The sequence below is a fragment of the Bradyrhizobium tropiciagri genome, assembly GCF_018130505.1.
In the GTDB taxonomy this organism is placed as follows: domain Bacteria; phylum Pseudomonadota; class Alphaproteobacteria; order Rhizobiales; family Xanthobacteraceae; genus Bradyrhizobium; species Bradyrhizobium tropiciagri_B.
On record NZ_JAFCKH010000010.1, the window covers coordinates 202,476 to 214,792 of the forward strand.

Below are 12,317 nucleotides of genomic sequence, written 5' to 3' on the forward strand. Positions count from 1 at the left end.
CATGAGCGCACCCGACATCATCCTCAAGCTCAGCAATATCGAGAGCTATTACGGGCCGATCATGGCCATCAGGGGCATCAGCCTCGAAGTACCGCGCGGGCAGATCGTGACGCTGTTAGGGGCCAACGGCGCCGGCAAGACCACGGTGCTGAAGACGATCTCCGGCATCCTCGATCCGCAGAAGGGCTCGATCGAATTCCTCGGCAAGCCGATCCAGCGCATGGAGGCCGACAAGATCGTTCGGCTCGGCCTCAGTCACGTGCCGGAGGGGCGCGAGGTGTTCCCGTTCCTGTCGGTGCGCGAGAACCTGATGATGGGTGCCTATCCGCGCAAGGACCGCGACGGCGTGGCGCAGGACCTGGAGCGCGTCTACGGCTATTTTCCCCGGCTGAAGGAGCGGCTGGGCCAGCCGGCCGGGCAGCTCTCGGGCGGCGAGCAGCAGATGCTCGCGATCGGGCGGGCGCTGATGAACCGCCCGACGCTGTTGCTGCTCGACGAGCCGTCGCTGGGCCTGTCGCCGATCCTGGTGAAGGAGATCTTCACCATCATCCGCCGTGTCAACGAGGAGCAGGGGATGTCGATCCTGTTGGTCGAGCAGAATGCCAAGATCGCGCTGGAGACGGCGCATTACGGCTATGTGTTGGAGATCGGCCGCGTCGTCATGAACGACACCTGCGAGCGGCTGATGAATTCACCCGATATCCAGGAGTTCTACCTCGGCGCCAAGGAAGAGGGCGCGCGGGGCGAGCGGCGCTGGAAAAAGAAGAAGACCTGGCGCTAGCCCGGGCAGGTTACGCCGGATGCGCCAGAACGACCGAGGTAAAGGGACGACCAAGGCACGGGGACGACTAAGGTAGATTTGGCGTCGCGAGGGACTTGGAGCTAGATTTCAGGCCTGCTGAGCGAACAAGACCGGCATCAGAACCGGCACGCGGGGCAGGCGACAGAGGAGGGAACCCGCATGGCCGGACCGGCGGTGCTGACGGTCGCCGACACGATCGCGAGGAGTTTTCTGCGCGCGGTGGAGACGCGTGGCGACAAGCCCGCGATCCGCGAGAAGAAGTTCGGCATCTGGCAGCCGACCAGCTGGCGCGAATGGCTGCAGATTTCAAAGGACATCGCCTACGGCCTGCATGCGACCGGCTTCCGCCCGGGCGACGTCGCCTCGATCATCGCCAACGCGGTGCCGGAATGGGTCTATGCCGACATGGGCATCCTGTGCGCCGGCGGCGTGTCGTCGGGCATCTATCCGACCGACTCGGCGGCGCAGGTCGAATACCTCGTCAACGACTCCGGCACGCGCGTGATGTTCGTCGAGGACGAGGAGCAGCTCGACAAGGTGCTGGCCTGTCGCGCGCGCTGTCCGACGCTGGAGAAGATCATCGTGTTCGACATGGAGGGCCTCGGCGGCTTCTCCGATCCGATGGTGCTCTCGCTCGCCGAATTCATGGCGCTCGGCCGCAACCATGCGCAGGACAACGCGGCGCTTTGGGACGAGATGATCGGCAGCCGCACAGCCTCCGACCTCGCGATCCTGGTCTACACGTCAGGCACCACGGGGCCGCCCAAGGGCGCGATGCATTCCAACCGCAGCGTGACGCACCAGATGCGCCACGCCAACGATCTGTTCCCCTCGACCGACAGCGAGGAGCGGCTGGTGTTCCTGCCGCTGTGCCACGTCGCCGAGCGGGTCGGCGGCTACTACATCTCGGTCGCGCTCGGCTCGGTGATGAATTTTGCCGAGAGCCCGGAGACGGTGCCGGACAATCTGCGCGAGGTGCAGCCGACCGCGTTCCTCGCGGTGCCGCGGATCTGGGAGAAGTTCTACTCCGGCATCACCATCGCGCTGAAGGACGCGACCCCGTTCCAGAACTGGATGTATGCCCGCGCGCTCGCGATCGGCAACCGCATGACCGAGTGCCGGCTCGAAGGCCAGACGCCGCCGCTGTCGCTGCGGCTCGCCAACCGCGCCGCCTACTGGCTGGTGTTCCGCAACATCCGCCGCATGCTCGGGCTCGACCGCTGCCGCATCGCCTTCACCGGCGCGGCGCCGATCTCGCCGGATTTGATCCGCTGGTATCTCGCGCTCGGTATCGACATGCGCGAGGTCTACGGCCAGACCGAGAATTGCGGCGTCGCCACCATCATGCCGACGGAGCGGATGAAGCTCGGCTCGGTCGGCAAGGCCGCGCCCTGGGGCGAAGTGATGATCTGCCCGAAGGGCGAGATCCTGATCAAGGGCGACTTCCTGTTCATGGGCTATCTCAACCAGCCGGAAAGGACCGCCGAGACGATCGACGCCAAGGGCTGGCTGCACACCGGCGACGTCGGCACGATCGACAACGAAGGCTACGTCAAGATCACCGACCGGATGAAGGACATCATCATCACCTCGGGCGGCAAGAACGTCACGCCGTCGGAGATCGAGAACCAGCTCAAATTCTCGCCCTACGTCTCCGATGCGGTGGTGATCGGCGACAAGCGGCCGTTCCTGACCTGCCTGATCATGATCGACCAGGAGAATGTCGAGAAGTTCGCCCAGGATCACGACATCCCCTTCACCAACTACGCCAGCCTGTGCCGCGCGCGCGAGGTCCAGGATCTGATCCAGCGCGAGATCGAGGCGGTCAACGTCAAGTTCGCGCGGGTCGAGACCATCAAGAAATTCTACCTGATCGAGCGCCAGCTCACGCCCGAGGACGAGGAGCTGACGCCGACAATGAAGCTGAAGCGCAGCTTCGTGAACAAGCGCTACGCTGCCGAGATCGGCGCCATGTATGGCGAACGCGCGGTCGCCTAGAGCATGATCCGGAAAAGTGTGAAGCGGTTTTCCGAACAGATCATGCTCGAACAGAAAGGAGAGGCGCGATGATCGAAGATCATCGCGCAACAGAATACGGCGAAGGCCTGAGCAGGCCCGACCCTTCGCTCAACAAGGGCCCACTGAAGGAGGAGACTGCAATGTCGAAATCGCTGAAAGCGCTGGGCCTTGCGGTGAGCGCCCTGGCGCTGACCTGCCTGCCGGCCGCGGCCCAGACCAAGGTGACCAATGAGGGCATCTCGCCGACCGAGATCGTGATCGGCACCCATCAGGACCTCTCGGGGCCGATCAAGGTCTGGGGCGTGCCGGTGTCCAACGGCATGAAGATGGCGGTGGAGGAGATCAATGCGAGCGGCGGCATCAACGGCCGCAAGATCAAGATGATCCTCGAAGACAACGGCTACGATCCGAAGAAGGCCGTGCTGGCGTCGCAGAAGATGGTCGAGCGCGACAAGGTCTTCGCGATGATCGGGCCGATGGGCTCGCCGACCGTGCTCGCCGCGCAGGACGTGCTGTTCGACGCCGGCGTGCTGCAACTGTTCCCGCTCACCGCGGCGGAGTTCACCTTCAAGTTCGACCCGAGCAAGCCGCAGGAGCGGCTGAAGTTCAACAACCTCCTGCCCTATGTCGAGAGCACCCGCGCCGCGCTCAAATACATGATGGATTGGAAGAGCTTCAAGAAGCCCTGCATCATGCATCAGGACGACGAGTACGGGAAGAACGTGCTCGACGGCTTCACCCAGCAGCTCACGGCGATGAAGGTGCAGCCGGCCTCGGTCACGAGCTACAAGCGCGGCGCTTCGGACTTCTCGGCCCAGGTCGCCAAGATGAAGGCCGACGGCTGCGATCTCGTCGTGCTCGGCACCGTGATCCGCGAGACCATCGGCGCGATGGGCGAAGCCAAGAAGCTGGGCTGGGACGTCACCTTCCTCGGCGCCACGCCGACCAACGTGCTCGAGGTGCCGGCGCTGGGCAAGGAGGCGGTCGAAGGGCTCTACGCCGCGTCGGGCTTCGAGATTCCCTACGAGGACACGGCCAAGGGCAAGGTGAAGGACTGGCTCGCCAACTACAAGAAGATGTTCAACACCGACGCCAATACGCAGGCGATCATCGGCTACAACGCGGTGATGACCTTCGCCTTCTACGCCCAGAAGGCGGGCAAGGATCTCACCGGACAGAAGATGCTCGATGCGCTGGAGTCCGGCGACAAGTTCCTCGACATCTTCAACTCGCCGCCGACCAAGTTCTCCAAGACCGACCACCTCGCCAACACCATCACCCAGGTGCAGCAGGTCAAGGGCGGCCGCTGGGTCCTGGTGAAGGATAATCTGATGTTCTGAGCGACGCCGTCATTGCGAGCGCAGAAATCGTAGGGTGGGCAAGGCGGAGTGTGCCCACCATCGCGAGCACGGAGCGGATGGTGGGCACGGCGCAAGTGCGCCTTTGCCCACCCTACGCATTTGATGTTCTTGGCGCGCGGCGCGTCAATTCACCCGCAATGCCGCCTCGGTGACGGGCAGCGCATCGACATATTTGCTGACGCCGTGCTGGTCGATCACGAAGCTCGGCCGGAAGCTCCGGATCGAGGTGTCCTCGATCATCGCCATGCGGCGGTTGTCGAGCGTCAGCCAGTGGCCGTCGAGCCGCGCGGCGACGACCGCGTGATCCTCGCCGCCGAGCAGGTCGTGCATCACGACGATCCGCAGATCCTCCGCCGCGACGCCGGCCATGCGCAGCGCGATCAATTTGGCGATCGCATAATCCTCGCAGTCGCCGGCGCCCCGGCCGAACGTGGTAAGCGGCGAACTCCAGACGTCGACCTCGCCATACTGCGCGAGATCGCTGCCCGGGCGGATCGCAAGGTTGATGGCGCGGTTGATCTCGCCCAGCCGGGCACGGCCGCTGCGCGCCCGTCCGGCATCCACGATCGCAAGGAAGCGCAGCGCCTCGGGCGATCCGCAGCCGGCACGGTTGCCCTCGCAGATCGCAAGCTGCACCAGATCGTCGGTGATATGCCGTTGCAGGCCGAGCCACTTGTCCCGCAGCCCGCCCTCGGTGAGCAGGCTGGTCGGCTGCCCAAAGGGTTCGCCCGATTTCTTCATCAGCTCGGCCGGGCCGGGCGAGAGCAGCGAGGCAGCGTTCAGTGCGTCCGGCGGCGCGATCAAGGCGAGACCGCAGGCCAGCATGATGCCGCGCAGCGCGCGCGAGTAAAACGAGATTCCCATCTGACACCCCTGTCCGGGCTTCGGCGGGATACTGTTACCGCGCACGCGACCGGATCATTTTCATGTCCGTCAGCGTGGCAGACGCCGCTTCAAATCCACTTAATATGTAAGGAAAGCCGGAAAGACCCTAAAGGGCGCATCGGTCGAGTCCCGAAAACTTTACTGATTTTGTGAACGAGAGATTCCGAACCTTTTACCGCTATCCACCGTCTAATACTGGCCGTCTGGTTAACCGGCGGGCCGGCGCGGAAATCGTAAGATTTGTAAACCAATTCACAGCTTTAGGCGGAAAATTGGGCTCAAATCCTGTCCGATATCCCGGACGAAATAGAGGTGAAGTAGAGAAATGCCAGCCAATACCACGAATACGTGGATCAATACGAATTCAGGCTCGGATTCCACCCCTCGTTACCTCCGAATAAATCCGCAATACACGCGATCAGGTCGAAGGACCGGCGATCGTTCTGTCACACGCAAACGGCGAGTGGCGGCCGGCACAAGAACAGGATGGTTTCGTCCGGTCCTCTCCGATGATATGCAAGCTTAGTTCTTTGCATATTCTACGTAATATTAACCTCATTGCGGTGACCCCCCGGTGAACTTTGTCGAGAAATTCGACGGCTTTTTACCGAAGCTGGACGCTCACGCGCGTGGGTCCGTGCATGTCGACAATTTGTCGGCGAACGCACCGCCGGGCGCAATCGTCGTCGAGGACGGCAAATTCCTCTTCACCGCCGATTTCAAGCGTGCCGGCCCCGACCTCGTGCTGTCGAAGGACGACCGCGAACTGGTGCTGCACGACTACTTCAAGGGCGAGAAGCGCGCGGCGCTGGCATCGCCCGACGGCGCGCATCTCACCGGCGACCTCGTCAACGCACTCACCGGATACACCCAATATGCCCAGGCCGGCGGCGCGCCCGATTCGGCCAAGGTCATCGGCCACGTCACCAAGCTGAACGGCAACGCCACCGCGATCCGCAACGGCGTCGCGATCGTCCTCAACCAGGGCGATAACGTCAACAAGGGCGACGTCGTCCAGTCCGGCTCCGATTCGACGCTCGGCATCACCTTCATCGACGGCACCGTGTTCGGCCTCGGGCCGAATGCGAAGATGGTGCTGAACGAGATGGTCTACGACCCGAACGGGTCGAGCAATTCCGCGCTGCTCAGCCTCGTGCAGGGCACGATCTCCTTCGTCGCCGGCGCGACCGCCAAGCATGGCGACATGAAGGTCGACACGCCGGTCGCGACCATGGGCATTCGCGGCACCGCGGTGCTGGTCGAGATCGACTTCGACGTGCAGGGCACCGGCGGCGTGCCGCCGGCCAAGTTCCAGGTGCTGGTCGAGCCCGACGGCACCACCGGCTCCTACATCCTGTTCGACAAGACGACGCTCAACCCGATCGCGACCGTCGATCAGGCCGGCACCCAGACCGTGGTCAACGGCCAGGGCAGTGTCAGCTTCATCTCCTCCGCAAACCTGTCGGCCGACGCGCAGAGGCTGATCTCCGACGTCTTCGCGCTGAAGTTCACCGACAACAACAATCCCAACACCAAGCTGACGACGAATTTCACCGACAGCGTCGTCCCGATCACGAGCACTTTCAAGCTGGCAAGCGGCGACACCGTCACGCAAACCATCCTTCTGCGCGTCCTTCCCGAGGGATCGGACCACGGCAACGCCTCGGGCGCGTTAGCCGACCACATCCCCGGACCGCCGGCGGTTGCGACGTTCAACGAGAGCTTCACCGAGCGGGCCGGTCTGACCCATAGCGGGCTGCTCGATACGGTGGTGAACCAGATCAAATGGCTGGACGTTAACGGCGGCGATACGCCCACCGGCACGGCGAGCTTCACCGACTTCACCTATCATGATGCAGCGAACAATGACGTCACCTCGTCGCTGACGGCGGCGCAGATTGCCGCGATCAAGGCGGTCCAGGCCCCGCTGCTCGTCGAGCAGAACCCGGGCAACACCAATGTCGGTGCCGCGACCTGGACCTACAGCGTCGCCGACGGCGCCTTCGATTTTCTTGCCGCCGGCGAAACCCTGGTGCTGACCTACACGGCGCGCGTCGACAACAATTTCGCACCGAGCAACGAGACCGGCTTCAAGGATTTCACCATCACGATCACCGGCACCAATGACGTGCCGGTCGTGACGTCTGCGGCGCAGACCGCTGCGATGACTGAAATTCCGGGCGTGATGCATTCGGCCGTGCCGGATACGGTGAGCGGCACGCTGACCTTCACGGATGCCGATCTGACCGATACCCACACGGTGGCCATCATCGGCGTCGCCGCGGCCGGCGTCACCTCGGGCCTCGCCGATCAGGCGACGGTGCTGAACTGGTTGTCGCTGGGGGCGTTGACCGATGCGACCGATGGCGTGACAGGATCGCGCGACTGGACGTTCACAGCCGCCGACCAGAGTTTCGATTATCTTGCCGCCGGCGAGACGCTGACGCTGACCTACACCATCGAGATCGACGACCAGCAGGGCGGCGTCATCACGCTGCCCGTCACGATCACGGTCACGGGCACCAACGACACGCCGGTAATCACCTCGCCGGCGCAGACGGCCGCGATCACTGAAGCCGCCGGGGTGACGGGCTCGCAACTGCTCGATGCCGCATCCGGCACGGTGACCTTCGTCGATCTCGACGTCAGCGACACCCACGACGTCACGATCGTCGGAGTGACCGGATCGGGCGTCACCTCCGGCCTTGCCGATGAGGCGAGCGTGCTGAGCTGGCTGTCGCTGGGCTCGCTGATCGATTCGACGGGCGGCGTGCTGGGATCGCGCGCCTGGACCTTCTCGGCCGCCGACCGGAATTTCGACTATCTCGCCGTTGGCGAGAAGCTGACGCTGACCTATCAGATCCAGATCGACGATCATCAGGGCGGCGTGGTGACCGTGCCCGTCACGATCACCATCACCGGCACCAACGACACGCCCGTCATCACCTCGGCGCCACAGACCGGGGCGATCACCGAGATTGCCGGCACCACCGGCTCGACGCAAACAGACACGGCCTCGGGTGCGGTGACGTTCGCTGACGCCGACCTGAGCGACACCCATAGCCTGACCATCACCGGTGTGACTGAGGCCGGCGCGGCCACGGGTCTCGCCAATCACGCGACGGTGCTGAGCTGGCTGTCGCTCGGGGCGCTCACGGATTCGACCGGTGGCGTCACCGGTTCGCGCGGCTGGTCGTTCTCGGCCGCCGATCACAATTTCGACTACCTCGCCGTCGGCGAGACGCTGACGCTGACCTATACGGTCCAGCTCGCCGACAATCACGGTGCACTGACCGCCCAGACGATCACCATCACGATCAACGGGTCGAACGACGCGCCGACCCTCGCCGATGTCAACGCCGGCTCGCTGACCGACACCGCGGCCCAGGACAGTTTCAATTCGCTCACCGGCGCACTCCACGGGCACGACGTCGATGACGGAGAGACCGCGACGCTGACCTATGCGGCGCTCGATGCAACCGACCATCCGGTCAACACCGCGGTCACCGGCCTCTACGGCTCGCTCACGGTGAATGCCGACGGCAGCTACACCTATGTTCCGGACGCCGCGGCGATCAATGCGCTCGCGGCCGGTCACTATACCGATACGTTCACCGTCGAGACCATCGATGCGCATGGCGGCGTCGGAACGGCGACGCTGACGATCGACGTGACCGGCGCCAACGACGCTCCGATCACGACCGACGATGTCGCCTCGCTTCCCGGCAACACCGGCAGTGTCGGCGGAAATCTGCTGGCCAATGACAGCGACGCCGAACACGATACGCTCTCGATCACCGGCGTCGGCCAGGTGGCCGCGACGTCCGGTCAGTTCACGGTCGAGGGAATCTACGGCGAACTCGTCGTCGACCCGCTGACCGGAACCTACACCTACACGCTCGGCGTGACGGCTGCGCAGGCTGCGGCGGTCGCGGCCCTGCCCGGCGGCGCCAACGGGGTGGAGCAATTCACCTATCAGGCCTTCGACGGTGCGCTCGGAGCTTACGGACACCTCACCGTCAAGGTCGTGGGCGTCAACGATGCGCCGATCTTAACCGGCAGCGACCTGGCGAGCACCTATGTGCCGGGCGAGGGCGCTGTTGCGCTGGCAGGCGGCGTCGCGGCCCAGGATGTCGACGATGTCGTCTTCGACGGCGGCTCGCTGACTGTGGCGGTGACCGGCGGCGGCCACGCCGGCGACACGCTGACGATCGTCGGCAACGACCACATCTTTGTCGACGCCGCCAACAACGTTCTGTTCGATGCCGACGGCATCGGCGGCGAGGGCGCCGTCCTGATCGGAACGATGACCGGCAGCCCCGACAGCCTGACGGTCGACCTGAACGCCAACGCCGATGCTGCGGCGGTCGCTGCCCTGGCGCAGGCGATCGAATTCGAGAACACCAGTACGGCGCCGGAAGCCGGCACGCGCACTGTGACGTTCACCCTGCACGACGGCAGCGGCGCCGACAACGACTCGAGCTCCTTCACGACGTCGGTCGATGTCAACGGCAATCACCCGGCGACGATCACCGGCGATATCACTGGCGCCGTGTACGAGGACGACCACGTCGTCATCCCCAGCGGCCAGACCATCGCGAACGATGTCGACAGCGGCACGTTGAGCGTGCAGGACGTCGACCCCGAGCAGAGCTATTTCCAGCCGGTGGATCAGTCGGCCCTGACCGGTACATATGGCGACTTCACCTTCGACCCGGACACTGGCCACTGGACCTATGCCCTGGTCCACGATCGCGTGGACCAGTTGGCTGCGGGCCAGATCGAGCACGACACGCTCACGGTGACGACCGCCGACGGCACGACGCAGGTCATCACCATCGAGGTCAACGGCACCAACGACGCGCCTGTCGTCAGTGCCAAGGATGTCGGTCAGCCCTTCGTCCCGGATGGCGATGCGGTGCCTCTCGTTCACAGCGTCTCGGTCAACGATATCGACAGCAGCAACTTCGACGGCGGATCGCTGTCGGCGTCGATCGTGGAGGGCAGGCACGACGGCGATCTTCTGACGGTCGCCACCGACGACTATATCTCGGTGTCCGGCACCACCGTGATGTTCGATGCCGATGGTCTCGGCTCGGGCCAGGCGGTCGCGATCGGCACGCTGAGCGACAGTGTCGACCCGGCGATCGACTTGAACGGCAACGCCACAAGCGCCGCCGTCGCGCATCTGATCGAGGCGATCCGTTTCCAGAGTATCGACGGCAATCCGGCAGGCGGCGCGCGCACCGTGGAGTTCGCCCTCAACGATGGCGACGGCATCGATCACAACGGCCACGATACCGGCTACCTGTATACGACGGTCGGCGTCGACCATGCGCCGCTGATTGCGACCGACAACCTGTATATCTTCGAGGAAGGCCAGACGGTCACGATCGGCGGATTGTCGGTTTCCGACGCCGATGCCGGATCCGGCGAACTCTTTGGGTTCACCGCGGCGGCTTCCGCGGGCAGCTTCGTGACGCCCTCGAGCGACTCAGGCTCGCTGGTCGACATCAACGGCACGCTGGACAGCGGCCTGACCTACGCCCCCGGCGCGAACCCGCCGCTCAGCGACAAGATCACGCTGACCGTCAATGACGGCTTCAACGTCAAGGACACCGTCAACCTGATCTTCAATGTGGCGGGCGAGGGAGACGTCACGCTGCAGGGCACCGACGGCAAGGACGTGATCTTTGCGACCGGCTACACCGATACGCTGACGGGCGGTGCGGGCGCGGATCAGTTCGTGTTCAGGACCGGCACCGGCAACGACACCATCACCGACTTCACGCCCGGTCAGGACAAGATCGATCTGCTCGACAGCATGCCGTTCAACGCAGGCGATACCGAATCCTTCAATGCGTGGATCAACGACAACGCCTCGGTCGAGCAGGTCGGCAACGACACGGTGATCCATCTCGATTTCGGCGACACGATCAAGCTCTCGAATGTCACTCGCAGCAGCCTGCACGTCAACGACTTCATCCTGCATCCCGGCGTGATCACCTGATGTCAGGGCAGCCGCGGGATGCCGAGTTGATCGACCTCGGCGAGCACTGCGGCAAGATTCTGGTGTCCGGCGCCGAAATGGCCGTTGCGCCTGGCAAGCGGCAGCGTGTGAACGCCGTCTAGCCGGTAGTGTCTGTCGTGGACCAGGCACTGGCTGCGGATCAGCGGCCACAGCATCAGGCCGAGCATGCGCTGGTCGTGGCCATATTTTGCGGTCGGACCGGCGTGGAAGTATCCTCGCATCAGCTCGACGATGTCGAGCCCGCAATCGGTGCGTCCCGCCCAAGTGCACCCGATCATCAGTTCGTTGTGCATGACGTGGTCGCGCACGACATGAAAGGGATAATCGCTGTCGATCCATTGCTGGACCAGATCGGCTTCCGCCGCGGAAAGCCGCGAGTCGCAGTCGCGCACGAGAAAGCGCCCGACGGCGCGATCGTTCATCACCAGGAAGCGCTGGAACAGCCCGACGCCCGGATACTCGTCCTCGATGCCGCGGACGTCGCCGCCATTGTCCCGCAGGAACGCGACACAGGCCGGCGGCACGCTGTCATCGACATAGAACCGGCAGGTCCAGCCGGGATAGACCGTGCGGCTGAGCACGAGGTTGATCATGGCGCCATAGGCATAGAACGGCGCGGCTCCCCACAATGAGAACGAGATGACGTTCGCGCCGGCCGGTGGGCCCTGCGGCTGCTTCAACGAGAACGGAGGCGGGTTGCGGCAGGCCTCGGCATCCCGCAGGTCGAGGGCGCGCTGCCCGTAGCGGATCGCGTCGTCGATCTTGCCGAGGTAGAAGCTGGCGACCTTCAGCGTGTCCAGAACCGTGAGATCGTCGCCGTGCCGCTCCAGATAGCGCAACGCCTGCACGATCGTCTCGTCGTAGCGCTTCAGGTTGGTCAGCGTCGCAATCCGCGCCTTTTCCAGCCGCGCATTGTCAGGCTGGCGCCGGCTCAGCTCTTCGGCGAGCGTCAGTGCCGGCGCCCAATCGCGCTTCTGAAAGAATGCGTCGAACAGCAATTCCTTCGCGGTGAGGTCGTCGGGATGGAGCAGGGTGATCGCGCACAGCTGGACGATCGCATCGTCGTTCTTGCCGGCCCGCAGCAGCGCGCGAATGCCGGCATGGCGGCCCGCAGGCTGTGGGAGCGTCCCGCTCAAGTTGTCAGGCATCGGTACCCATGATCAGGTGTAGCCGTGATTTCATAGACGAAGCGGCGTTGGCGGTGAAGGGTGCGGACCGG

At 64.2% G+C, this 12,317-nt stretch carries 6 protein-coding genes; 4 read left to right on the top strand and 2 right to left on the bottom strand.

What is annotated here, in order from left to right:
* The first annotated feature begins 1 nt into the window (after position 1).
* The 3 genes from JQ633_RS25230 to JQ633_RS25240 all read left to right on the top strand — a co-directional run bounded on the left by JQ633_RS25230 (position 2) and on the right by JQ633_RS25240 (position 4,161).
* On the top strand, positions 2 to 781 hold the full coding sequence (locus JQ633_RS25230) for an ABC transporter ATP-binding protein (protein WP_211987792.1): 780 nt from the start codon (positions 2 to 4) through the stop codon (positions 779 to 781).
* Between the two features lie 180 nt (positions 782 to 961).
* The gene (locus tag JQ633_RS25235) at positions 962 to 2,800 is read left to right on the top strand and encodes an AMP-dependent synthetase/ligase (RefSeq protein WP_211987793.1); all 1,839 of its coding nucleotides are present in this window, start codon (positions 962 to 964) and stop codon (positions 2,798 to 2,800) included.
* Between the two features lie 161 nt (positions 2,801 to 2,961).
* Complete coding sequence (locus JQ633_RS25240; protein ID WP_211987948.1) at positions 2,962 to 4,161, top strand: ABC transporter substrate-binding protein; 1,200 nt, start codon at positions 2,962 to 2,964, stop codon at positions 4,159 to 4,161.
* Between the two features lie 144 nt (positions 4,162 to 4,305).
* On the opposite strand, the gene JQ633_RS25245 is transcribed toward JQ633_RS25240, so the two are convergent.
* The gene (locus tag JQ633_RS25245; RefSeq protein WP_211987794.1) at positions 4,306 to 5,046 is read right to left on the bottom strand and encodes a transglutaminase-like cysteine peptidase; all 741 of its coding nucleotides are present in this window, start codon (positions 5,044 to 5,046) and stop codon (positions 4,306 to 4,308) included.
* 595 nt (positions 5,047 to 5,641) lie between these two features.
* Between JQ633_RS25245 and JQ633_RS25250 the strand changes: the two genes are divergently transcribed.
* A complete protein-coding gene (locus JQ633_RS25250; RefSeq protein WP_211987795.1) occupies positions 5,642 to 11,077 on the top strand; it encodes a VCBS domain-containing protein in 5,436 nt (1,811 codons plus the stop codon).
* A gap of 2 nt (positions 11,078 to 11,079) precedes the next feature.
* On the opposite strand, the gene JQ633_RS25255 is transcribed toward JQ633_RS25250, so the two are convergent.
* Complete coding sequence (locus tag JQ633_RS25255) at positions 11,080 to 12,234, bottom strand: tetratricopeptide repeat protein (RefSeq protein WP_211987796.1); 1,155 nt, start codon at positions 12,232 to 12,234, stop codon at positions 11,080 to 11,082.
* Between the last annotated feature and the right edge of the window lie 83 nt (positions 12,235 to 12,317).

Excerpts from the sequence above, each read along its gene's own strand:
- JQ633_RS25230 (WP_211987792.1), top strand. The coding sequence starts at position 2 with ATGAGCGCACCCGACATCATCCTCAAGCTCAGCAATATCGAGAGCTAT.
- JQ633_RS25235 (WP_211987793.1), top strand. The coding sequence starts at position 962 with ATGGCCGGACCGGCGGTGCTGACGGTCGCCGACACGATCGCGAGGAGT.
- JQ633_RS25240 (WP_211987948.1), top strand. The coding sequence starts at position 2,962 with ATGTCGAAATCGCTGAAAGCGCTGGGCCTTGCGGTGAGCGCCCTGGCG.
- JQ633_RS25245 (WP_211987794.1), bottom strand. The coding sequence starts at position 5,046 with ATGGGAATCTCGTTTTACTCGCGCGCGCTGCGCGGCATCATGCTGGCC.